The sequence below is a fragment of the Colwellia sp. Arc7-D genome (assembly GCF_003061515.1).
Lineage (GTDB): Bacteria > Pseudomonadota > Gammaproteobacteria > Enterobacterales > Alteromonadaceae > Cognaticolwellia.
Genome location: NZ_CP028924.1, coordinates 2,592,014 through 2,616,966 on the forward strand (window position 1 = coordinate 2,592,014; position 24,953 = coordinate 2,616,966).

The 24,953-nt window shown below is 38.4% G+C and carries 23 protein-coding genes; 12 read left to right on the forward strand and 11 right to left on the reverse strand.

All coding sequences use genetic code 11. The annotated features are described in order from the left end of the window. Positions 1-86: 86 nt before the first annotated feature. From DBO93_RS11350 to DBO93_RS11360, 3 genes are all read right to left on the reverse strand, one after another. On the reverse strand, positions 87-752 hold the full coding sequence (locus DBO93_RS11350; protein ID WP_108456443.1) for a thiopurine S-methyltransferase: 666 nt from the start codon (positions 750-752) through the stop codon (positions 87-89). 42 nt (positions 753-794) lie between these two features. Beyond that, positions 795-1,844: a protease SohB gene (gene sohB, locus DBO93_RS11355; RefSeq protein ID WP_108456444.1), complete on the reverse strand. Its 1,050-nt coding sequence runs from the start codon at positions 1,842-1,844 to the stop codon at positions 795-797. 199 nt (positions 1,845-2,043) lie between these two features. Continuing rightward, entirely contained in the window at positions 2,044-4,461 is a 2,418-nt protein-coding gene (locus DBO93_RS11360) for a VolA/Pla-1 family phospholipase (RefSeq protein WP_108456445.1), read from the reverse strand. A 278-nt stretch (positions 4,462-4,739) separates the two neighbouring features. Here DBO93_RS11360 and DBO93_RS11365 point away from each other — a divergent pair, with 278 nt between their 5' ends. After that, positions 4,740-5,477, forward strand: a complete 738-nt coding sequence (locus DBO93_RS11365) for a YciK family oxidoreductase (protein WP_108456446.1) — start codon at positions 4,740-4,742, stop codon at positions 5,475-5,477. Positions 5,478-5,660: 183 nt separating this feature from the next. On the opposite strand, the gene fadD is transcribed toward DBO93_RS11365, so the two are convergent. From fadD to DBO93_RS11400, 7 genes are all read right to left on the reverse strand, one after another. Next, entirely contained in the window at positions 5,661-7,316 is a 1,656-nt protein-coding gene (gene fadD, locus DBO93_RS11370; RefSeq protein WP_108456447.1) for a long-chain-fatty-acid--CoA ligase FadD, read from the reverse strand. 168 nt (positions 7,317-7,484) lie between these two features. Beyond that, positions 7,485-8,360: an alpha/beta hydrolase gene (locus tag DBO93_RS11375; RefSeq protein ID WP_108456448.1), complete on the reverse strand. Its 876-nt coding sequence runs from the start codon at positions 8,358-8,360 to the stop codon at positions 7,485-7,487. A gap of 63 nt (positions 8,361-8,423) precedes the next feature. After that, positions 8,424-9,077 carry a M50 family metallopeptidase gene (locus tag DBO93_RS11380; RefSeq protein ID WP_108456449.1) on the reverse strand — a complete coding sequence of 218 codons (654 nt, stop codon included), beginning with the start codon at positions 9,075-9,077 and terminating at the stop codon, positions 8,424-8,426. Between the two features lie 58 nt (positions 9,078-9,135). Further along, on the reverse strand, positions 9,136-9,543 hold the full coding sequence (locus tag DBO93_RS11385; protein ID WP_108456450.1) for a hypothetical protein: 408 nt from the start codon (positions 9,541-9,543) through the stop codon (positions 9,136-9,138). A 182-nt stretch (positions 9,544-9,725) separates the two neighbouring features. Next, the gene (gene tsaB / locus DBO93_RS11390; RefSeq protein ID WP_108456451.1) at positions 9,726-10,415 is read right to left on the reverse strand and encodes a tRNA (adenosine(37)-N6)-threonylcarbamoyltransferase complex dimerization subunit type 1 TsaB; all 690 of its coding nucleotides are present in this window, start codon (positions 10,413-10,415) and stop codon (positions 9,726-9,728) included. A gap of 133 nt (positions 10,416-10,548) precedes the next feature. Then, on the reverse strand, positions 10,549-12,501 hold the full coding sequence (locus DBO93_RS11395; RefSeq protein WP_108456452.1) for an ATP-dependent DNA helicase: 1,953 nt from the start codon (positions 12,499-12,501) through the stop codon (positions 10,549-10,551). A gap of 161 nt (positions 12,502-12,662) precedes the next feature. After that, the gene (locus tag DBO93_RS11400) at positions 12,663-12,869 is read right to left on the reverse strand and encodes a hypothetical protein (protein WP_108456453.1); all 207 of its coding nucleotides are present in this window, start codon (positions 12,867-12,869) and stop codon (positions 12,663-12,665) included. Between the two features lie 640 nt (positions 12,870-13,509). Between DBO93_RS11400 and hisG the strand changes: the two genes are divergently transcribed. The 11 genes from hisG (at position 13,510) to DBO93_RS11455 (ending at position 24,400) form a co-directional block, all read left to right on the forward strand. Beyond that, complete coding sequence (hisG, locus tag DBO93_RS11405; protein ID WP_108456454.1) at positions 13,510-14,409, forward strand: ATP phosphoribosyltransferase; 900 nt, start codon at positions 13,510-13,512, stop codon at positions 14,407-14,409. 3 nt (positions 14,410-14,412) lie between these two features. Beyond that, the gene (hisD, locus tag DBO93_RS11410) at positions 14,413-15,774 is read left to right on the forward strand and encodes a histidinol dehydrogenase (RefSeq protein ID WP_108456455.1); all 1,362 of its coding nucleotides are present in this window, start codon (positions 14,413-14,415) and stop codon (positions 15,772-15,774) included. Next, complete coding sequence (gene hisC, locus DBO93_RS11415; RefSeq protein WP_108456456.1) at positions 15,775-16,896, forward strand: histidinol-phosphate transaminase; 1,122 nt, start codon at positions 15,775-15,777, stop codon at positions 16,894-16,896. Between the two features lies 1 nt (position 16,897). After that, positions 16,898-17,968 (forward strand): bifunctional histidinol-phosphatase/imidazoleglycerol-phosphate dehydratase HisB, encoded by a 1,071-nt coding sequence (gene hisB / locus DBO93_RS11420; protein ID WP_108456457.1) that lies wholly within the window; start codon positions 16,898-16,900, stop codon positions 17,966-17,968. Between the two features lies 1 nt (position 17,969). Continuing rightward, entirely contained in the window at positions 17,970-18,590 is a 621-nt protein-coding gene (hisH, locus tag DBO93_RS11425; RefSeq protein WP_108456458.1) for an imidazole glycerol phosphate synthase subunit HisH, read from the forward strand. 3 nt (positions 18,591-18,593) lie between these two features. Further along, the gene (hisA, locus tag DBO93_RS11430) at positions 18,594-19,331 is read left to right on the forward strand and encodes a 1-(5-phosphoribosyl)-5-[(5-phosphoribosylamino)methylideneamino]imidazole-4-carboxamide isomerase (RefSeq protein WP_108456459.1); all 738 of its coding nucleotides are present in this window, start codon (positions 18,594-18,596) and stop codon (positions 19,329-19,331) included. Next, positions 19,313-20,101, forward strand: coding sequence for an imidazole glycerol phosphate synthase subunit HisF (hisF, locus tag DBO93_RS11435; RefSeq protein WP_108456460.1), 789 nt, complete (start codon positions 19,313-19,315; stop codon positions 20,099-20,101). The genes hisA and hisF overlap by 19 nt, the downstream gene beginning before the upstream one ends. Further along, positions 20,095-20,718, forward strand: a complete 624-nt coding sequence (gene hisIE, locus DBO93_RS11440; protein ID WP_108456461.1) for a bifunctional phosphoribosyl-AMP cyclohydrolase/phosphoribosyl-ATP diphosphatase HisIE — start codon at positions 20,095-20,097, stop codon at positions 20,716-20,718. Before hisF ends, hisIE begins: the two co-directional genes overlap by 7 nt. Before the next feature lie 258 nt (positions 20,719-20,976). Then, a complete protein-coding gene (locus tag DBO93_RS11445) occupies positions 20,977-21,306 on the forward strand; it encodes a hypothetical protein (RefSeq protein ID WP_108456462.1) in 330 nt (109 codons plus the stop codon). A 177-nt stretch (positions 21,307-21,483) separates the two neighbouring features. Then, the gene (locus DBO93_RS11450) at positions 21,484-23,802 is read left to right on the forward strand and encodes an EAL domain-containing protein (protein WP_108456463.1); all 2,319 of its coding nucleotides are present in this window, start codon (positions 21,484-21,486) and stop codon (positions 23,800-23,802) included. A 133-nt stretch (positions 23,803-23,935) separates the two neighbouring features. Then, positions 23,936-24,400, forward strand: coding sequence for a GNAT family N-acetyltransferase (locus DBO93_RS11455; protein ID WP_108456464.1), 465 nt, complete (start codon positions 23,936-23,938; stop codon positions 24,398-24,400). A gap of 85 nt (positions 24,401-24,485) precedes the next feature. Here DBO93_RS11455 and DBO93_RS11460 read toward each other — a convergent pair whose 3' ends face one another. Next, positions 24,486-24,881, reverse strand: a complete 396-nt coding sequence (locus DBO93_RS11460; protein WP_108456465.1) for an MAPEG family protein — start codon at positions 24,879-24,881, stop codon at positions 24,486-24,488. Positions 24,882-24,953: the final 72 nt, after the last annotated feature.

Sequence of the window (24,953 nt, forward strand, 5' to 3'; positions counted from 1 at the left end):
GCTCGATGGCACCTTTTTTATTGGCTATTTTTTTTGCTGCCTTACTAATCTCACGATCTAAATTCTTTATCTATTGTCTTAATAACCTATTGCCCGTTCGCGTCATCGATTGAGATGATATAAAGCTTTTCTAGCAAGTAATCTACATCAAGTTTACGTTGAGCAAATTGTTTATCTTTTATCTCATGAGTGGCTATGCATTCAATCTTAAAGCCCGAGAATAAGCTTTTCACATCAGTTTCGGTTATAGCAAATGGTGGCCCAATCAGTTGCTCTATTGGAAACTCAACGGTCACTAAAAACAAACGAGTCTGCGACGAAAAGAAAGTTTTTAAATGATTTACATATTGCTGCTGCATAGTTGTTGGCAATGCAATTAGTGCCGCACGATCATATATCCAATCTATGCGATCAATGGCGTTGGCCGAGAGCTTAAAGAAGTCACCTTGCAACAAGGTAAGTTGCTGACATGTATACTTTTCGAATTCACCTACGTTATGCTTTTGATAGGCAATATTATTTCCTATAAAAAAGTCTCGACAAGCTATGTCACTTAACTCATTGCCTGTCACTTGCATAAGCTTGGCTAAATAGGCCATATCAAGCGTTTTACCACATAAAGGTACAAACACATGCCTATCAGTAGCCAAGAGTCTTTTATCGAAGTATTCAGCCAAAAATGGGTGCACATCATGCTGATGAAAACCCAACAGGTTGCGCTCCCAACATTTCTGCCAAAAGCTGTTATTCATTATGCATATGCCACGGCATTTATTTTTAGCCTACGACAACAATTAACCAGGGAATACACGGTTATTTTGCCAAACTTTGCTGATAATGGCATCAAATGATAAAGATGCTGCTTTTGAAAACTTTTCAGCAAGGCCTTTTTTAGTCGCATACTTAATTTGAACGATTTTATGAGACTTACAACGCGCTTGCAGGTAGTCGTCACTGGTTTGTAGTTCGTCAATAAGACCTAACTCTTTAGCTTGCGTACCAAACCAATGTTCACCCGTTGCCACTTTAGCAATATCAAGACTTGGACGGTGTTCACTAACAAAATCCTTAAAAAGCACGTGAGTTTCCTCAAGCTCCTCAACAAATTTTTCGCGACCTTTATCAGTATTTTCACCAAACATTGTTACCGTGCGTTTAAACTCACCAGCAGTAAATTGTTCAAAATCGACATCATTTTTCTTTAGCAGTTTATGAAAATTTGGTACTTGAGCTATAACGCCAATTGAACCAATAATAGCAAAAGGTGCTGATACTATTTTATTAGCGACACAAGCCATCATATAGCCGCCACTTGCAGCAACCTTATCAACAGAGGCCGTTAATGGAATATTTTTTTGGCGCACACGATCAAGTTGCGAAGCAGCTAAACCGTAGCCATGTACCATACCGCCGCCACTTTCTAAACGTACGAATACTTCATCACTTGGTTGAGCAACCGTTAATATTGCGCTAATTTCTTCACGTAAAGAGCCAACTTCCTTCGCGTCAATGCTGCCATTAAAATCTACAACGAATAAGCGTGGGGTAAGTGTTTTTTCTTCACTTTCGTCTTTACTTGCTTTTTTGTCAATTTTTGCTTTTTCTTTATCAGCTTTTTTATCTTTCTTTTCTTTTTCTTTTAACTCATCTTTCGATAATAAGTGATGAATAATATCTTCTTCAACTTCACTATATTGCTCTGACAAATCAATAATTTCTAATTCACCTTTTTTACCACCCTGTTTCATTGCTGATGATGCTATAGCAATAATGATAGCAATGACTGCTATAACGAAGGTGATAGCTTTCGCTAAAAACAAACCGTATTCATACAAAAATTCCAATGCTTCTCTCCTAACCAACAAGCTAACGTTTAATAACCTTGCTGTTATGTATTAATTTTAAAATTATTCTATCTAACAATATGGGGTAATTAGTTTATAAATAAAGGTCTATGCTCAAATTATTCAATAAAGTTAACCTTGTAAATAAGCACCAATAAAAAAGCCCTCTAATGAGGGCTTTTTTTGACTTAAGGTAAACTTAGTCTTGTTTTACAACTGCAGCGTCTGTAACTGTAATTAGTTGTCCCATGCTTGCAAAGAATGTCGCAACTTGCGTTTGCATTTCTTGCGTAGCTCGAGCACTTAATTCAGCGTCAGGCGAAGCACCTGCTGCATCAGGAAGTGGGTTCAATATTGAACTATGATGACCACTAACAAACCTTACCGCACCAGAACCTTGTGTTGTTTCGCTAACACTTGGTAAGCCTAGGAAAGCAATCGCAGGTTCAGTACCGCCCATTGGCGTAAATGGTGCCGTATTAGTCACTGTTTGGTCTGGAAGGTTATCAGCACCATTGCCCACTACTTCAATTAAATGTGTCGGGGTTTGAGTAGCGGCTAGTGTTTGCACATAAGCAATTGGGTCGCCTGAGTCAGTCACCGTTTGTGCAGCAAATGTAAACTGCGCAAAACCAGCATCTAATGTTGCTTTTTGTTCAACTGTTAAGGCATCGTAAAAAGCAAAGTAGAAGTCACTCAATTCCGTTTGGGTATACCCAGCAGGTAAAGTTGCGTCAACCGCTGCTTTAAAATCAGGCGATAACTGCAAGGTAAGGTTAGATTTAGCTAAACCTTCAAATGCCGGTGAATCAATACCAAAATTAGCTAACATTAAACCAGGCATAGCTAAAGATGTGCTAGCAATGTTAAATAAGCCGTCTACTTGTGGGCTTAACTCAGTATTCGCTAAACCAACTGTATTCATACCATATATGCCACCTAATGAGTGACCTAAAAGGTGAACTTTAGAGCTATCTATTTTAACCGGATTTCCTTCAACATGAACACCACCTAGGAAGTTCATACCTAAACGTAAACCTAATAAGTCAGCAGTACTTTGACGCGTATTATCACGCATAGTTAGCATGCTACCTAAGTTCACATAATGTAAGGTTGATACGGTACTGGTGTTAATATCATCAACAGAATCACCGTTTAAGTCAAAACCACGGCTACCATGTAAGGGTTGATCTATCGCAATAGTAGCGATACCAAATACGGATAAAATACCGGTAATTGGTAACATTTGCTCTTTAGTTGATGTAATACCATGTACTAAAATAGCTACAGGCCAGCCATTTTCAGGTTCTTCTAAGGCTGGTAATCCCATATTTGCACGTACCGGGTTAGCCCAAGCTAAATCTGGCGTGGTCATTTGTACATCAATAGGTAACATCGCACTTGTAGCTGGAATTGGATTAAACTTAGTTAAGTTACGTTCGGTATCAATCGCCATAACTGAACTTAAATCGCGTAAGCCAAAATTCATACAAAAGCCATCATTAGCATCTAACGGACCAGCTGGAATTGCCGCAGGGTTAGCAGCTGCTAAACCGGCAAGTGTTGCGCCTGAATCACAGCGCGCACGCCACCAATCATTAACCGGTGCAAGCGGGTTTTCAGCCGAAGGTATGCCTGAATAGTAAGGTAATGTAATAGAACCGCGAATATAATTAGCTGCTGAATATAGCGGCACTAATTCTGCTGGAATAAAACCAGTCAATACTGTAGCAACTGAAATGCCGGTATCCGTAACAGCAACCGCAGGATTACCCGCTTGTGCATTCGCCACCATTTGCGGTACGCCAGCTGCCATTAACGACTTAACCGTACTCAAAACTCGAGTTGTTGACTGTGTCGTCATCGCTGCACTATAAATAATAGTGTTGCTATCTACGCCTGCAGAAACAAGCGCAGCTTCGTAACTATTGATTGCGGCTTGTAGACCTAATTGTGACTCATTACCTAAAGGCAATGTGTTGATATCTTGTCGTGCTAATTCATAGGTACTAGAACCTGCGATAGCTTTACCGTTATTATCACGAAGATTATTTGACATCATCATAATGTAGGTAGTTTCAGCTTTTAGAGGTTGTGTTGGAATAACAGATACGCCAGTCGCTGAGCCTCTTGTAACAAAATCTACGCCAAAGGTTAGTTCAGCTACAATTTTACAAGCTAGCCCACGTGTAACCGCGGTACAATCGCTGTCATTAGCATCGCCGCCCATAATAGCTTCAAAAATTCTAACCGAAGCTGGTTCTGAAGCGCTGCTGGCTTCTAAAGAAGTGCCTGCAGGAAACTCAATACCCAGTGAAAAAGGTTGAGAGATAGACCAGCCATCAAGAGCACTAATAGCAACAAAAGGATCAGAACCATCAGTTGGATCATCAACCGGTATTTCTAAAGTGCCATCAAGCGTGCCAGAGAAAATCAAATCATTTGGAATAGAAAGCCCTGCAGCGCCTGCTGCGGGATCAAATTTAACACGTGCTGTCGCTGTTACGGCTGAGCCATTTTCAGCAACTTCATTTTCGACATCTTGTATTGTTTCGTCTCCACAAGCACTTAAACCTAATGTGCTGGCTATTGCGAGACTGAGTACTAGCTTTTTCATTTTATCTCCCCACGTTCTAGTCTTTATTTTTATAAGCTAAGAAATTTTCAGAGCATATATTTATTATTCTTCATTATTGTTGATTTTTATACTTATCCTAGCATTAACTTCAACTTGTTCGACCAGTCAAACTTAACTCAAGAATAGATCAAGTGCTAGTGATTTTTTTATTTATTAACAGTTTTATGCTGTAAATGGTGAATTCTATCGAAAAAAACTCGTCAGCCTACTAATGAAAGTAGTAGAATTATTAACAAATTTTTTTAGCAATTAATCATATGTTTGAATACGCAATAACACCACAAATTTTAGCGAACAAAACCATTTTAATTACTGGTGCAGGTGCTGGTATAGGTCGCCAAGCCGCATTAACTTATGCAGAGTTAGGCGCCACAGTAATTTTATTAGGTAAAACCGTTGCAAAACTTGAAGCCGTTTATGATGACATTCTCGCTAAAGGTTACCCTGAACCCGCTATAGTACCGTTGGATCTAAAAGGTGCAACGAAACAGAACTATATTGATTTAGCTTCAACAATTGAAAGTCAATTTGGCCAATTAGATGGCGCATTACTTAATGCCTCAATATTAGGCGAGTTAACACCGTTTAACCAAATACATCATCAAACTTGGCAAGACGTAATGCAAGTTAACATCAATGCGCAATTTTTATTATCACAAGCATTGATACCTGTAATGCTTAAAGCTCAAAGTTCATCACTAGTTTTTACTTCTTCAGGTGTAGGTAACAAAGGTAAAGCTTATTGGGGCGCATACAGTATTTCTAAATTTGCGACTGAAGGCATGATGCAAGTTATTGCTGATGAGTATGAAAATAGTGCACTGAGAACTAACGTAATTAACCCTGGTGCTACAAATACTAATATGCGTTCGGTTGCATACCCTGCTGAAGATAAAACGACTATTGCATCTCCAGAAGATATTATGCCACTGTATGTATATCTTATGGCCGATGACAGTAAAGCAATTAACAGCCAACGACTAAACGCACAATAGTTATTTGCTGATATATCAATTCAGTAGTCTTATCAGAAAAAACTGACCATTCATTAACGCATAGGATTGACTAGTGCCTTGGAAGTCAGGTTATCTGAGCAAGCTCTAAACACAAAAAAGGCCAACTAATGTTGGCCTTTTTTGTGTAACTTTTTGCAGTAAAGTTAAATAGCGAAAGCAGTATTAACGCAATTCACGTCGTAAAATTTTACCGACATTAGTTTTTGGCAACTCATCACGAAACTCTACCAATTTTGGCACTTTATAATTGGTTAAATTTTCACGACAATGTTTAATCAAGTCAGCTTCAGTTAAATTAGGATCTTTGCGCACGACAAACACTTTAACCACTTCACCACTTGCTTCATGAGGAATGCCTACTGCAGCAGCTTCTAACACCCCAGCATGACTCGCTAAAACTTCTTCAATTTCGTTCGGGAAGACATTAAAGCCAGAAACAATGATCATATCTTTTTTGCGGTCTACAATTTTGAAAAATCCATTTTCGTCCATACAAGCAATATCACCTGTTGCTAGCCAACCGTCTTTTAGAATTTCATCCGTTGCTTCTTGTCGGTTGTAATAGCCTTTCATTACTTGTGGGCCTTTAACCCACATTTCACCCGCTTCACCAATCTTTGCATCGCTGCCATCTTCTAACACAATTCTAATATCGGTTGAAGAAGCTGGTAAACCAATAGTGCCACTGTAATGCTTTTGATTATAAGGACACAAGGTGACTAATGGCGCACATTCAGTCAAACCATAACCTTCAAGTAGGCGAGTTTTTGTAACACTTTCCCACTTTTCAGCAACGGGACGCTGAACAGCCATGCCACCACCTAGTGATAATTTTAACTTAGAAAAATCTAACTCACTAAAGCCAGGAGTGTTTAATAAACCATTAAATAGCGTATTTACACCCGTTATAGCGGTAAAGTCGTATTTCGCTAACTCTTTGACAAAACCCGGCATATCACGCGGGTTAGTGATCAATAAATTTGTGCCACCTAACGTGATAAAGGTCAAGCAATTCGCCGTTAAAGCAAAAATATGATAAAGCGGTAACGCTGTAACAACTAGTTCTTTTCCTTCTTCAAGTTGTGGTGCAATCGCCGCTTTGGCTTGCTCTAAGTTAGCAACCATATTGCGGTGTGTAAGCATGGCACCTTTAGAAACACCTGTTGTACCACCGGTATATTGTAAAAAGGCTAAATCCTCACCTTTAAGTTTTACCGCTGTAAATTGATGTTTTGAACCTTGAGCAAGTACCTTATTAAAACGTACAATATTTGAAAGGTTGAAGGCTGGTACCATTTTTTTAATGTATTTAACGACACCATTAACAATCGCACCTTTAACTGTGCCTAGGCGGTCGCCCAGTGACGTTAAAATAACTTTTTCAACAGCGGTCTTATCAATTACTTTTTCTAAAATACTCGCAAAGTTTTCAATAATTAAAATTGCTTTAGTATTCGAATCATTTAATTGATGCTCTAATTCTCTTGCTGTGTATAACGGATTAACATTAACGACAGTTAAACCGGCTAACAAAGCACCAAAAAGTGCAATTGGATACTGTAAGCAGTTAGGCACCATAATGGCAAATTTATCGCCCTTGACTAAACCTAAGTCTTGCTGCAAATACGCAGCAAAAGCTGTAGCCTGCTCGGCAAGTTCACAGTAACTTATTTCTGCGCCCATATTAATAAAGGCAGTACGCTGAGCATAAACCTCAGTATATTTATGGAACATATCGACAATTGAAGCGTATTTATCAGGATCAATTTCAAATGGAACGCCGGGTGGATAACTCTTCTCAAGCCAAATTTTTCCCACAGTACCTTTCCTCTTTAAATTCTTATTCTTTATTAATGATACTTTTTAACAAATTTTCACTGGTCGATCCAGTTAATTTAAACACTTGTTTAAATTAACTGGATAATGAGACAACTTATTATAGTCGAATAGATAGAAAACACGCTTAACGATCTTAATCGAAATTAGCTACTCTTCTTTAAATTCTTGTTGATGAATAAACGCGTTTATTCGTGTTACAACTTGCTCAGGTTGTTCCATATGAACATGATGACCACCAATTAACTTATGTACGGTTAACGTTTTAAACAATGGACCAAAGCGTTTCAAGCCTTTAGCAACCATAGACATGCCTTTATTGGCATAAATCAGCTGTACAGGGTTTTTTATATCGGCAACAATTTGCTCTGCTTGTGTCATGCTTAATCGATAAGGTGATGTCGAACGTAATCGATTGTCAGAGCGCCATTTAAATCCTTGTACTGTTTGCTCAATACCACGTTGAACAATGATTTTGGCATTGGCTTTATCTAAATCTGATACTTGCATTCTAGCTTCAACAGCTGAAGCAAGACTACTATGATATTTTTTAGTGCTTATGTTTCGCGATAAACGGCTTAATAGGCCTTTTCGCAATTGCGTTGTTGTCGTTGCTTCATCTGCAGTTAACACACCAATGGCATCAATCAACGTTAATGTCCTTACATGCTCAGGAAATGCTGCTGCGAATGAACAAGCAACCATAGCCCCCATAGAGTGGCCGACAATATCAATAGCTTGCCATTGCTGTGTTCGAAATAACGCAATTAAGTCATAGACCCAGTCTAAAAAGTGATAATGTGCATCAGTACTTCGATGATCAGATAAACCATGCCCAGGCCAATCAATAGCAATAACATGATAGTTGGTTAAATAAGGTAGTAGTGGCTGAAAACTTGCGGCATTATCAAGCCAACCGTGCAAGCATAACAGCAATTTACCCTGCTCATTGCCATTACTTATACCACTAATTTTTCGGCCGTTAACTTCAAATGTTACGGCTTTAACTGTGTAATCACTTGGCATAAAAATCCTTTAATTGACCACAGAGATAAGAGAACGCTGTATGCCATAATGTTGTGCTGTTGACTAACGTGAGCTGCGTAATGAAATCTTACTGAGCCTGTAAGTTGCAAATAATGCTGCAAAAAACCAAATAACAACCCAAATTATCTCGGGGATATAAGTCAGATCAGCTAAAGCCGCTCCATCACCGCGGGATTGACCATCAAGTAAATAGAGTGGGCTCATCAAACTGTTGATCAGCACTAACAAACCTGTAACTTGTAATAATTTTTGCAAATATTTATGAGAAGAGTATTTTATTTGTGCGAATACCAAAGCCAGTAAAATTAATACAATAAATAAGGTTAATAAATCACGCACCCACAATAAAATGCTACTGGCTAATAATACCACTAGCAGAACAGAAAACACTTGGGCAACTCTTTGATGACTAGATGCTAAATAGAAGATTAAACTCCCCCACAATATCGCGCCCCCATATCCCATCAAGCTAATAAAAAATGCTGAGCCCCCACGAGTTGTGCATAAGCCAGCACCATTGGGAAACAATTGAATTTTCACAATACTGCCGCCGGTTATTAGTGCTGCTAAACCATGACTTATTTCATGAAAATAACTTTCTAACCATTTAAAAGGGATCGAAATAAAAGGCAGTTGTAAAATAATTAATGCGATTAATAACATTAACCAAAAATGGTATTTAGGTTTAATGTGCATTATTGGAGTTTTAAAGCAGGAGTGATAGTTATTATCCTATAAAAATCAGGTAAACAAATTAGGCAAACAGGTCAACGCCAAAAATTTGTTGAATATCGTCACGTTGAGCAATAGCACCAACTGACTGATATGCCGCTACAGCTGATCGATTTTGATTAGAAGGTGAATCATAACCACTATTATAGTTAGTTGACTGTTCGCCTTGCTGATTATTTCTTTGTGAGTTATTTCGACTGTCAAATTGAGAAAGTTGCTCTCGTTCAATAAGTGAAATAGCTTGTTCGTCAATATCTAAACGTTGACGGCCATCAGTTTCGGCCTGTGATTTTTGGGTTTGACTTTCTTCATTGTTAAACTTTTCACGCGCAATTGTGCTTACACGCTGTTCCTGAGCAGGAATAGCGCTACTATTTCTAAGCGATAGGGCCGCTTGGGCCGCTAAATTTGCGGTATTGTTTACTTGCATAAAAGCTAATTTAACAAATTCTTGTTCAAGTGAACACTACTTTTTATCCACTTAGCGTTAAACACAATCGATAGCTAACGTTTACCTTTCCTAAGATAACGGATATAAGCAGGTTAACGTTGAATTAAAAAGCGATAACAAAACTATTAAACGCATCGTGGCGTTGTTCAGTGCGAGTTAACTTATCGCCCAGGAAGCTTTTTCCATGAAACGGTATCACGAACATATTTGGGTTGTGCGTGTTCAGCATCAACACAGTGTTTGTCAAAGTCGACTTGTCCAATCGTTAACATGGCTAATGCGGTTGGATATAAAATATCAGGTGAAGCGGATGAATTAGACATTAAACTGACGAGTTCAGCATAAGCATCCCAACCGGTGCCAACACCATAAGCGGGCAGTGCTAAATGTTGATAATATTGAGCGACAAGACTAGGTGCAAGCACGGTTTCTTCAGTTTGCGGTTGCATGATCCCTTGATCATCAACTTCAAAGTAGCAGGTATAAACTTCTGACATTCGAGCGTCTATTGCTGCAATAACTTTACGCTCTCCTTTTTCATCAAAAGCTTGTTGGGCCATTGCTTGTAAGGTAGATACACCACGAGCAAACAACTGAGCAGAAAAGGCTAAACCTTGTGTTACACCTATTCCAATACGAACTCCGGTAAAACTACCAGGCCCTTGCCCGAATATAATACCATCAAGATCAGTTAATTTAACTTCAGCCTGTTTTAACACGCTGTCTATCATAGGGAGCAAACGCAAACTATGCGACTGAGGACACAGTTCGTATTCGCTAAACTGTTTATCGTTATATCTAATTGCAACTGAACAAGCTTCAGTTGAGGCATCAATGGCCAAAAAATTCACGTTAAAAACCTTTTAAAATTACTGTTTTTCTGTGCGGGAGAGTTTAACATTATTTTATATTAATCCCAGAATTCTTTAGCCAAAAGGCTTTCCAGTATCAATTTATAATATTAAAAATATTTACTGACTAACACTAATCTCGATCAGCAATTTGGGCTAAAAATTGTGCGGCTTGGGTAATATCTCGACTGCGTTTCATATCGGGTAAACTTTTAAGGAATACTTCTCCGTATGGTCGATTAACTAACCTGTCGTCACATATAACGAGTATACCATTATCATTTACATCACGAATTAAACGCCCTACGCCCTGCTTTAATGCAATAACCGCTTGCGGCAATTGAATTTGAGCAAACGGATCTTTTCCTTGACGTTTTACATCTTCACTACGTGCTTGTAATAAAGGGTCGTTGGGTGAAGCAAAAGGCAATTTATCGATGATCACACAAGTTAGTTTATCGCCTCTAACATCTACGCCTTCCCAAAAACTCGCCGTAGCTAATAAAACGGCACTGTCTTGCTCAACAAACTCTTCTAATAACTTTCGTTTACCCATTTGCCCTTGCACGAGTAATGGGTTATCAATTTGCTCGTTTAATAACTCAGCAACCTGATGCATAACGCGATAACTGGTAAATAGCATAAAACATGCGCCTGCACAGGCTTCAATCAAAGGAATAGCCAGTTCACATAGCGCTTTAGCACGGTTCATGTCATTAGCGGCTGGCAAATAACGCGGTATTATTAATTGCGATTGTTTAGCATAATCAAACGGGCTATCAAGTAATAAGCTGGCCGAATCTTCAAGGCCTAAATGGCTAGAGAAATGTTTGAATGCGCCATCAACAGCAAGAGTTGCCGAGGTAAATATCCAGCCAGCACCTGACTCTTTTACGTACGTACCAAACTTGTCAGCTACTGATAATGGCGTTTTATGCAGCACAACATGGCGTGGCGTAGTTTCATACCAAAAGCTCATACCCATAGCATCTACATCAGCCATTACTTCATATTGTGCTAATAGGTTTACCGCTCGGTCAAAACAGTTATCAATAGCTTCATTGCGAGAAACACAGAGTTTAATCACTTGGTAAAGAAAATCTAAATCAGTTTTTAACAGTTTAAAGGCATGCGAAAATTGTTGCTGCTGGTGTTTTTCACGCCAGTTACCACGCTCTGGATCGTAGCTAAATAACAAGCGAAATTCTTGACTGGTTTTTAACAGTTTTTCTGCTGCTTTTGCTAATTGTTTTACGTCGGTTAATTCTGTGCGATACACTTGTAACACATCGCTACAAAGATCAAGCATCTGGCGAGTAGAAAACGCTTCACCAAAATATTCACTAGCGATATCAGCTATTTGATGCGCTTCATCAAAAATCATAACATCAGCTTTCGGGATCAACTCACCAAAGCCACTGTCTTTTAGCGCCATATCAGCAAAGAATAAATGATGATTAACCACCACCAAATCGGCATCAATGGCTTTTGTTCGTGCTTTAATTAAATAACAATCTTCAATATTTGGGCAATCTTTTGCTAGGCAATTATCAACGGTGCTAGTAACAAACGGGAAAACAGGAGAGCCTTCAGTGACATTAACCAACTCACCAATATCGCCACTGTGTGTGCCATTTGCCCACGCACGAACTTTAACAAAGTCAGCTAATGTTTGGGCGTCAAGTTGGCCACGCGATTGCTGGTATTGTTCTAAACGATAAATACAAAGGTAGTTAGCGCGTCCTTTTAATAAAGCCACCTGAGCATTACTAGCGAGTGCTTTTCGTATTAAAGGTAAGTCTTTATGAAATAGCTGTTCTTGAAGGTTTTTAGTGCCGGTTGAAACAATAATTTTTATCTGTCCGGCATCATTTTCAGCATTGGCTTTATTCGCTAAAAGCGCTGGAATTAAATAAGCAAATGTTTTGCCCGTTCCTGTACCTGCTTCTACGATTAAACTGCTTTTTTGCGCAATAGCTTTAGATACTTCTAGTGCCATATCGAGCTGAGCTTGGCGAGGAGAAAAGCCATTAATAGCTTTTGCTAAAGCTCCTTGATGTGAAAACGCATGTTCAACAGCACTCATAAGGATACGGCATTAATTAATTTGCGCTCATTATAATCATCACAGTTAAAAATAACAGGAGAAATATTGGCAATCATAGTTATTCTATAGCAATAAAATAAGCCACAAGGTGGTTAATAATATCTGTGCTGCATTTTTAGGATTAAAACAGCGGCGTGATGTTAAATGTAAATATCTAAGTGAGGTTTATCATCTTGTTCTTCGGGTGTGCTCTCACTATCATCAAATATATCAATATGCTGACCCGTGTTATCGGTAGGCACCGTTGATGGCTCAACGGCTTCTTTTGATGAGTCGTTTGCATTATCTTCTTTATCAGGTGACTTTTCTTTGGCCACTTTTGTATGATATAAAGGTTGCTCTTCCAAACCAGCTATATCATCAGAAACAGCATTTGCCGCTGCCCCTTAGTTAATGCTTTAACCTTTAAGTCAGCGGGTTTTATGGGCACCGGAACAACACGAGTTAGTACTGTTGTAAAAATATCCATCAGTGATCCTTATTGCCAGATTATTTAGACTTATACATATATCGACAAGACTAATCCAACCTTTAATCGGGCTGTTTTATATTACTTAGAACTAAACAGTACTAGCTTAGTTCAAAATTTCATAGCGAGTGAGTATTAATCCCTTGATCTGCTCCAAAAATCAACGTAATGTAAAGACTAATTAAAGTAACTACTTTAATTTAATAAGAAGCTAGATAATTAACTTACACACTTAAATTATTATTCATAAAGAGTAAATAACACATGACTTTAAATCTGAACGCCATCCATCATCATCACCATCATACGGACTAGCTGCTCAGGTTTTTTCGCTGGGGGGCTTTGAACCTTTCAGCGGTGTAAGATAAATGAAAATTAATTTCTAAACCCCGAAAGAGTTCACCTCTCTCGGGGTTTTCGCATTTTTATGGCTATACAATTGTATATACATGATTAATTTCACCATATTAAATGTGACTAAATAGTATAAGAATTTAAAAATTTAATAGGAAAATAACATGTCATCAGAACCACGCTTACGCATTGCAATGCAAAAATCAGGTCGCTTGAGCGACGACACACAAGCGCTATTAAAGCGTTGTGGCCTTAAACTTAATGTTACTGATCGCCGTTTACTTGCTCATGTTACCAATATGCCAATAGATATTATGCGTGTGCGTAGTAGCGATATTCCAGGTTTAGTAATGGATGGTGTTTGTGATTTAGGTATTGTCGGCGACAATACCTTAGAAGAAGCAGCGTTAGAACGTGCCTTAATGGAACAAAAATCAAAATACATTCGCACAACAGGTTTAAACTTTGGCGGTTGTCGATTATCAATCGCTATGCCAGAAGGTTTTAATTATAAAGGGATAAAAAGTCTAGACGGTTTAAGATTTGCGACAACTTATCCACAATTACTCAACCGTTATGCTAAGAAAAATGGCATAAACGTCGAGTTTTGTTTATTAAAAGGCTCTGTTGAAGTAGCGCCACGTGTAGGTTTATCAGACGGTATTTGTGATTTAGTGTCAACCGGTGCAACTTTAGAAGCTAATGGCTTGGTTGAAGTGGAAGAAATATTTCAATCCAAAGCCTCATTAATTCAAACGGCAAGTACCTTAGCACCTGAAAAACAAGCTATTCTTGATACTTTATTACCGCGTATTCAAGGCGTAATGAAAGCAAAAGAAAGTAAATACATTATGCTACACGCACCAAAAGATAAAATTGCTCAAGTTAGCGCATTAATGCCAGGAAAAGAAACGCCAACGATACTGCCATTAGCTGGTCGTGATGATCTTGTTGCTGTGCACGTTGTGGCTACAGAAACATTTTTCTGGGAAACAATGGAGGAACTTAACGCGTTAGGTTGTAACTCTATTTTAGTTATGCCAATTGAAAAAATGATGGGCTAAACAATGAGCATAAATAACCAAGACACAACCAAACTAAAAGATTTAATTGTTTGGGAAAATTTGTCTGATAGCGAACGGGGTTTTGCGCTTGCACGCCCCGCTATTGCAGAAAGCGGATTATTGTCTCAACAAGTTGAAAACATTCTCGCTAATGTTAGAGAAAATGGTGATAAAGCCTTATTTGATTTAACTGAAAAATTTGACGGCGTTAAACTTACCACACTCAAAGTAACCTCAGCACAAGTTGTTGCAGCAAAAGCGCGACTAACAGTAAAGCGTTTGCAAGCAATTGAAACAGCTTATGGTCAAATACGACGTTTTCACCAAGCACAAATCAGTGAAGATATTCGTGTTGAAACTACCCCAGGTGTTGTATGTACTTTAAAAACTGAAGCCATTGATAGCGTGGGTTTGTACATTCCAGCAGGGAGTGCTCCATTACCATCAACAGTGCTTATGCTAGGTGTACCAGCCCAACTAGCCAAGTGTTCACGTAAAGTATTAGTTTGTCCTCCAAATAAAAGCGGACAATTAGCTGACGAAATATTAGTAGCAGCTTCACTCTGTGATATTGATGAAATTTATAGCGTCGGCGGCGCACAAGCCTGTGCAGCGTTAGCCTTTGGCACTGAAAGTATTGCCGCGGTAAATAAAATATTTGGCCCAGGTAATAAATATGTTACTGAAGCTAAAAAACAGTTGTCACAGCAAGTCAATGGCTTTGCGATTGACATGCCTGCTGGACCATCAGAAGTACTGGTCATCGCAGACGCCAATGCTAATGCTAGCTTTGTCGCTGCCGACTTACTCTCGCAAGCCGAACATGGGCCTGATAGCCAAGTTATTTTATTATCTGACAGCGAAACTTTAATAAATGGCGTGCAACTCGCTTTAGAAGCACAACTTGCAACGTTATCTAGAGCAACCATAGCTCGCCAAGCATTACAGCAAAGTCGTTTAATCTTAACCAAAGATTTAGAGCAAGCTGTTGAAGTGTCTAATGAATATGGTCCAGAACATTTGATTGTTCAAACCGACAATGCTCAGCAGCTATTAACAAGTTTACGTAACGCAGGTTCTATTTTTGTGGGCGCTTATACGCCAGAATCTGCCGGTGATTATGCCAGTGGTACAAATCACGTATTACCAACTTACGGTTATTCCAAAGTGATTAGTAGTTTATCACTTGCTGATTTTTCAAGACGTTTTACCGTACAAGAAATAACACGCGAAGGCCTTAGTTCAATCGCTGAATGTATTTGTGAGTTAACCGATGCAGAAGGGTTAGATGCTCACAAACGCGCAGTAACCATTCGCTTAGAAGCTGAAATTGATAATTCATCAACAATAAGCACGGAGTCGTAAATGAGTATTGCCAACAAGTTAGCCCGTAAAGAACTCATCGATATGGTGCCGTATCAGTCAGCTCGCAGACTTTTTGCTAGCGGCGGCGCAACACAAGGCAAAGTTTGGCTCAACGCCAACGAAGCTTCTGGCACCGGTAGTTATCAAGTTAACAGTGACAGCATTAATCGCTACCCTGACTTTCAGCCACAAAAGCTGATCAATGCTTATAGCCAATACAGTGAAATAGCGCCAGAAAACTTGTTAGCAACACGTGGCGCTGATGAAGGTATTGAACTAATCATCAGAACTTTTTGCCAAGCATATCAAGACAGCATTATTATTTGTCCTCCTACTTACGGTATGTATGCTATTAGTGCTGAAAACCATGGTGCTGATATTATTAAGGTGCCATTAACATCGACAATGTCTTTGGATTTAACAGGATTAAAAGCACAAGTTGGCCAAGCCAAAGTCGTATTTTTATGCTCTCCTGGTAATCCAACTGGCAACTTACTCGCGCAGCAAGACATTAAAGCCGCGCTTGAGCTTTTTGCTGAAACAGCTATTGTGGTGGTTGACGAAGCTTATATCGAATTTAGCCCAGCGCAAACAGTAGCAAATTGGCTTGAACATTATCCGCATTTGGTGATTTTAAGAACCCTTTCAAAAGCGTTTGCCTTGGCCGGTTTACGCTGTGGTTTTACCCTTGCGAATACAGATGTTATTACCATGCTCAGCAAAGTTATCGCTCCCTACCCTATTTCAACGCCCGTTGCTGATATAGCAAGTGAAGCTTTAGCAAATCCAGGGCTTGAGCATATGCGTACTCGCGTAAATGAAACTGATACACTAAGAACACAATTAGCGACATGGTTAAACGCACAACAATGGTGTAGCGAAGTATTTAACAGTGATGCTAATTTTGTTTTATTTCGCTGTAAAAGTACCGAATTAAAAGACTTTATTTTTAATGGTTTAGTAGAGCAAGGTATCTTAATACGCGACCAATCAAAGCAACAAAACTTAGCAAATTGTTTACGCATTAGCATTGGCAGTGAAAGCGAACTTTCACTATTACAACAAACTATTATTAATAGTTTTACCACTACAACAGCCCAAACGCTGGCACAAGAGAATTAATATGAGCCAAGAAAACATTTTATTTATTGACCGAGACGGTACGTTAATAGAAGAGCCAATTACTGATAAACAAGTCGATAGCTTAGAAAAGTTAGTGTTTGAGCCAAACGTAATTCCAGTATTAATTGCCTTACAGAAAAAAGGCTTTCGATTAGTCATGGTTTCTAATCAAGATGGGTTAGGCACAACAAGCTATCCACAAAGCGATTTTGACCTACCGCATGATAAAATGATGGCGATTTTTACTTCACAAGGTATTACCTTTGATGACGTATTACTTTGCCCACACTTCGAAACAGACAATTGTAATTGTCGCAAGCCTAAACTCGGTTTAGTCAGCGACTATTTACAACAAGGTAAAGTTAACTTTGCCAACTCTTATGTTATTGGCGATCGCGATACCGATGTTGGTCTTGCTGCTAACATGGGTATTAAAGCCATTAAATATAATCGCCAAACACTTAATTGGGATGATATTGCTGAACAACTACTGAATAACCCAAGAGTTGCAAAAGTAGTGCGTACCACAAAAGAAACCGATATTAATGTCGCTATTAACTTAGATAAAGTGGGCGATATTAGCATTAAAACCGGTTTAGGCTTTTTCGACCATATGCTTGAACAAATTGCTGCACATGGCGGTTTTAGTATGCAAGTAGCTGTTGATGGTGACTACCACATTGACGAACATCACAGTGTTGAAGATACCGCTTTAGCTTTAGGCCAAGCGCTAAAACAAGCACTAGGTGACAAACGTGGCATTGGTCGTTTTGGTTTTGTATTACCGATGGACGAGTGTCGCGCCGAGTGCTCGATTGATCTTTCTGGTCGTCCTTGGTTAGAGTTTGACGCCAACTTTAGTGATAACATGGTCGGCCAAATGTCGACACAAATGGTCTCGCACTTTTTCCGTTCGTTAGCTGACTCAATGGCAATCACCCTGCACCTTTCAACCACGGAAGGCAACTGTCATCACCAAGTTGAGAGCTTATTTAAAGTATTTGGCCGTGCACTTCGCCAAGCTATAACCGTTGCCGGTGACGACTTACCAAGCACCAAAGGGTGCCTATAGCATGAGCGAGAACAAACAAGCTAACTTTGTGATTGTTGATACTGGTTGTGCAAACTTATCATCAGTAAAGTTTGCCGTTGAGCGCTTAGGTTTTTCTATCACTATTTCTGATGATCTTGATGTGATTAAGAATGCCGATAAAGTTATATTACCCGGTGTAGGTAGTGCTCGCCATGCGATGGAAAACATAGTATCGAAAGGTTTAGTACAAACATTACAGCAACTTACCCAACCGGTATTAGGCTTTTGTTTAGGCATGCAATTAATGGCGCGTACGTCTGTTGAAGGCGCAGGTAAAGACGAAGTAGTGCAATGTTTAGGTTTGATTCCAACCGATATTACTCCCTTGCAAGCAAACGGTTTACGTTTGCCGCACATGGGTTGGAATACCCTAACGCAAGTAAGCGAGCATGCAATATTCAAAGGTATTAGCGCTGATGATTATTTCTATTTTGTGCATAGCTTTGCTGCCCCTATTTCAGAATATACAGTTGCCCGCTGCCAATACGGCAGTGAATTTTCAGCGGCAATAGCAAAAGACAATTTTATCGGTTGCCAATTTCATCCAGAACGCTCAAGCGCGCTTGGCAGTAAAATCATTAAAAATTTTTTGGAGATGTAAGCCATGATGATCCCAGCAATTGATTTAATCGACGGTGAAGTCGTACGGTTATTTCAAGGTGATTACCAGCAAAAGACTAATTATCAATATACCGCAAAAGAACGACAAAACGTTTACGCTAAAGCGGGTGCAACGGTCATGCACTTTGTTGACTTAGACGGCGCAAAAGATAGCAACAAACGCCAATTAACCTTGCTTGAAACTTTGGTCAAGCACGATACTATGATCATACAAGTAGGTGGTGGCGTGCGCTGTAAAGAAGACGTACAACAGTTACTTAACTTAGGCGCAGACCGTGTTGTTATTGGTTCACTCGCGATAAAAGAACCTGATTTAGTTCGTACCTGGATAACAGAATTTGGTGGTGAAAAAATTGTACTCGCATTAGATGTAAAAATTGATGCTATGGGCAATAAAACCCTCCCTACACACGGTTGGATAAAAGACAGTGGCGTTAACTTAGAAACATTATTAGATGATTACATTGAAGCAGGTTTAATTCATGTGCTGTGTACAGATATCAGTAAAGACGGCACCCTGACTGGCAGTAACGTTGGTATGTATCAAGAGTTATGCCAGCAATACCCAAGCATTAAATGGCAAGCTTCAGGCGGTATTGGGTCTTTAGATGATATTAAAGAACTAATTCCTACTGGCGTTGATGGCGTAATACTTGGCCGCTCGTTACTTGAAGGTAAATTTACCTTAGAGGAGGCAATCGCATGTTGGCCAAACGCATAATTCCTTGCCTTGATGTTCGAGACGGTAAAGTAGTAAAAGGTGTTCAATTTCGTAATCATGAGATTATTGGCGACATCGTACCGCTGGCACAAAAGTATGCACAAGCTGGTGCTGACGAACTAGTTTTTTATGATATTACTGCCAGTTCAGACGACCGCGTTGTTGATAAAAGCTGGGTTAGTCGCATTGCCGAAGTTATCGATATTCCTTTTTGTGTCGCAGGCGGCATAAAAACCGAAGCAGACGCAAAACAAATACTGATGATGGGCGCAGATAAAATATCGATCAACTCTCCGGCATTAAGAGATCCAAGTTTAATTTCGCGCTTAGCTGATGTATTTGGTCAACAATGTATTGTTATCGGTGTTGACAGCTTTTTCAATCAAGACGCTAATAATGGCGCTGGTGAATATCAAGTTTATCAATTCACTGGAGATGAAACCCGAACGCAAAAAACTAAATGGCGCACCTTAGATTGGATCCAAGAAGTGCAAAAACTAGGTGCTGGCGAAATTGTACTTAACTGCATGAACCAAGACGGCGTTCGCCAAGGGTATGATATTACACAGCTCAAACAAGTGAGAGATTTGTGTAAAGTCCCTCTAATTGCCTCAGGTGGCGCGGGCGAAATATCACACTTTGTTGATGTATTTCAACAAGCAGATGTTGATGGCGCCCTTGCTGCCAGTGTTTTCCATAAAGGTATTATTCCGATGGACGAATTAAAGCAAGCCCTTAAAAATGAAAAAGTAGAGATCAGATTATGCTAATTACAAATGACAATATTAGCCAATTGGCATGGGATAAAATGTCGGGCATGATCCCAGCAATTATTCAGCACCAAGATACTGGTGCGGTGTTAATGCAAGGCTATATGAATGTTGAAGCCTTAGAGAAAACGTTAAGTACAGGTTTAGCCACTTTTTATAGCCGCGCGAAACAAGCATTATGGTGTAAAGGCGAAACAAGCGGTAACTTTTTGAAAGTGAGTCAAGTGGTAACTGACTGCGATCAAGACAGCTTATTAATTGCCTGTCGTCCGCAAGGGCCTACTTGTCACCTTGGTACAGAATCTTGTTTCCCTGAGCAAAAAATTAGCCAACAAAATTTTCTAAGCCACCTTGAGCAAGTTATCGCCAGTCGCAAAAATGACGCCCCTGAAGACAGCTATACTGCGCACTTATTTTCACGTGGTACCACCAAAATGGCGCAAAAAGTAGGTGAAGAAGGTGTTGAAGTTGCCTTAGCAGCAGTGGCAGAAACTAAAGAAGATTTATTAGGTGAGTGTGCCGATTTGTTCTATCACACAATCGTATTGCTGCAAGATCAGAACATTGATTTAAGCGAAGTAATGGCAGTATTAGCTTCTAGACATTCAAAGAAGTAATACCAAACAAATAATAGCTAACTATTTTTTAGTTAGCTATTTCCTTCATTATCTTTTTTATTTATCTAATGACTTAGTTATTTTAAAGCTATTGTTAGTAGGTAAAACAACAGCATCATTTACCTAAACTATTCACGCTATCGCACATAAATAAAATAAGTCTGAGCTTAAAGAGGATTAGGTTGACCATCAATGTCTTGCTGTATATAATTCGCGCAATATTTTTTCATGACGATAATATAGGCTAAGGAAAGCACATTGTTAAAATTTCGCGCAATCAAAAAATATGGTGCTAAATTGATGCCAGCACTTGAAAGTCGTTTTGGTGAAAAAAAATATTATACCCCTTCCGAGGTTAGATCTACTGTTTATCTAAAAAACTTTAACCCTAAATATCTACCATTAGCATATTTACTTTATTTAGAAAAAAATGATTTAAAAAATGTAATATATATTGAGTATCCAGAACTCGATATTGAACAATATACAATAGAAATTAATCATTATATTTCTCGAAAAAAATATGGCGAATACTTTCAACGTTTGAACGTAAACTTAACTGATATCGAATCAGTTACTAGCCAATAACTAATCAACAAGCATCCATATAAGTTAATTGGACATAACTCACTACCTTTCTATATACGCTATTTATTATTTCTGCTATTTTTATTTAATACGAGGATCTTTTTCGATATTTTATTCGTATAAGTAAATCTAACCACGCTTCAAAAACAAAACTCAAGCATAAGAAGTTAATGTTGTATGATAGCTAAAATTAAACATCGCTCTATAGAAAACAAAATCCTATTAACCGCTAGCGCTGCAGCTGTCTTTGGTTTTATCCCCATTCTATTTTTTAGCATAATCGCTCAAGATATCACAGAAATAGCCCTGTCATTAACAGGTATGATAACGATATTTATTATTTTTTTGGGTGTTTTACTCACCAATAAAAAAAATATAACAAAATTTTTTAGTTACTCACTTGCGGTGTTTTCTCAAATCATCATTTTAGTTGCTGTTGAACTCAAAGGTGAACAATTAATTTATTGGACTTTTCCGGTGATAGTAGCGAGTTTTTACTTACTACCCACTTTGACAGCTAGTATTTTTAATGGCGTTTTAATTACCAGTATCTGCTATATAACTCATCAACAACTTGATAGTTTTATACTGGTTAGAATCATTGTAACCATGATATTAACCAATGTTTTTGCATCTGCTTTTTCTGTATTTATGCAGAATAAAAATCGACAATTATCCCAAAGTGACAATTTAAATAAACTGCGTAATAATATTCTTGAATTAATTGCCAGCTCAGCCCCTCTATCACAAATACTACCTGCTATTATAAATGGCATTGAAAAAGAGCATACTGAAATGTTGTGCAGTATTTTACTAATCGATAATACGGGTGAACATTTAATGCTAGGAGCTGCGCCAAGTTTACCTGACTTTTATAATCAAGCGGTCGACGGTGTTCAAATAGGTAAAGGAAATGGTTCATGCGGTACAGCAGCGTTCACCAAAGAAAGAGTTATTGTTAGCGATATATCAAGCCATCCTTATTGGGTTCCATGGGCTGAAATAGCTAAAAAAGCTCAATTAGGTGCCTGTTGGTCACAGCCTATTATCGATAGTAAAGGTGAATTAATTGGTACATTTGCAATTTATCATCGTAAAAAATCCACACCAAAAAAAGCAGATTTCGCCCTAATTGAACAAATATCAAACCTTGTACGTATCGCCATTGAGCGAGATAGTGCGGATAAAACTATATGGCATCAAGCCAACTTTGATAACTTGACACAATTACCTAACCGTAACTTATTAAAGGAACACCTAACTTTAGCGCTTGAGAACGCTAAACGAGATAAAAAACAACTAACCATTGCCATGTTAGACATCGACAACTTTAAAGATATAAATGACTCTCTTGGTCATAATGTTGGCGACGAATTATTAATTGAAAGTGCAAAACGTATAAAAAGTTGTATTAGAGCAAATGATATTGTTGCGCGATTAGGTGGTGATGAATTTATTATAGTGTTACTGGGAACCACTACTGCAAAAGATATAGATAACATTGGGCAAAATTTATTAACCACGTTTGCACAACCCTACACCATTAATGAGCAAAGTGTTCATTGCACAGCCAGTATAGGTATTGCCAGTTATCCCGATGATGCTATAGACATTAATTCACTGTTAAGAAATGCTGATCAAGCAATGTACAACGCTAAAAATCAAGGTCGCAATAGCATTCACTTCTTTACTGAAAATATGCGCACTGACTTTCTAAAGCGCATGGAAATAATAAAAGATTTACGCACGGCTATAACACAACAACAATTTCATATGGTCTATCAACCCATTGTTAACTTATCGAACAATAAAGTAATTAAAGCTGAAGCGCTTATTCGTTGGCAGCACCCTGAAAAAGGCTTAATTTCCCCGCTAGATTTTATCCCGATTGCTGAATCAACAGGGTTAATCGTAGAGATCAGTGAATGGATATTTAATGAAGTCACTGAAAAAGTTAAATACTGGCGCGAGGCATATTGCCAGGAGTTAATGATCAGTATAAATACTTCACCAGTACAATATAAAAATCAAGGAGAGCAAATAAGTGCTTGGGTCAATTCTCTAGAAGAGCGAAACATTTCTCCTAAAGCGATTGCCATTGAAATAACTGAAAATTTGTTAATGGAAAATCAAGCTGAAGTCGTTAGCGTGCTTGAGCAAATTCGTAAAAAAGGTGTTGCGCTTTCCATTGATGATTTTGGCACTGGCTATTGCTCATTTTCATACCTTAAAAACTATACGATTGATTACCTGAAAATTGATAAAAGTTTTGTACAAAATATGTCAGCAGATAATGAAGATTCTGCGTTATGTGAAGCGATAATTGTCATGGCAAGTAAGCTAAATATTGATGTTATTGCAGAAGGAATTGAAACTGAGCAACAAAAACAATTCCTAATACAGGCAGGCTGCCTTTACGGTCAAGGTTTCTTATTAGCTAAGCCAATGTCAGATATTGATTTTGAACAATTACTGATCAACGAAAAATCCTGCTAACAAAGTTTTATATCAATATAGCTTGCACAGTTATATTAGTATTTTCAACTCAATTATAAAATACCTTATCGCTGTGCTGTACTTAATTAAAGTACCGTGAAATGATATAAAAAACATTGCCAATCAAATTATTATGCTTACAGATAACATGTGGAAAAATAAAACTTTCTCAGAGCTAACTACTGATGAACTCTACGATTTACTTAAACTACGAATTGATATCTTTGTTGTTGAGCAAACCTGCTTTTATCCTGACTTAGACAATCACGACCGCCACCCATTAACCCAACACTTATTTTGTTATCAAAAAGGTGTTATGACCGCTTACCTGCGTATTCTCCCTAAAGGGTTAACTTATACAGATTACATTAGTATTGGCCGAGTGGTAATCGCTCCATGTGCTCGTGGTACAGGGCTTGGTCATGAATTAATGCGCGTAGCTTTAGCACTGTGCTTAACAGACTTTCCAAATGATACTGTAAAAATATCAGCGCAAGAGCATTTAGAAAAATACTACAATCAGCATGGATTTGAACGTGTGAGTGATATGTATTTAGAAGATGATATTCCGCATATCGCTATGTTGAAAATACGCTAATATTGCAGGAAAAATGACTAACTAAAAAGCCAACATTGTTTTTAGCAAGGTTGGCTTTGTATGAATTTGCTAATGTTTTTATTGCTTAAGCAAGCATAAATAAACGAATATTCTCTATCGATAAAACTAATAGCACAAGGAATGTTACAAGCACACCAATTTGGCGTGGTTTTGAACTGCCAATCGTTTTACTTAAACCTATAGCGTGCGACAAACGAGCTAGCAATAACGCACCACCTAATATATGTAACATCAAAGCAGATGCGCCATTTACTTCGTAACAACCTAGTAATATTAATGCTAGTGGAACATATTCTGAGAAGTTACCATGAATTCGTACCCGCTTGGCTAAAGTTTCATTGCCACTGGTACCAATGCCAATTTTCGCACTCAAACGTACGCGAATAATATTTATAGATAATCCTATATATAAAAGTCCTAATAAACTGGCATAAAAACCAGTTAATGAAAGCGTTACCATTGTTTTTCCTCAGTACTATTTTAATAAGTCATTAAGTTTCATATTATGCGAAATACTACCGATTAAGTGCTT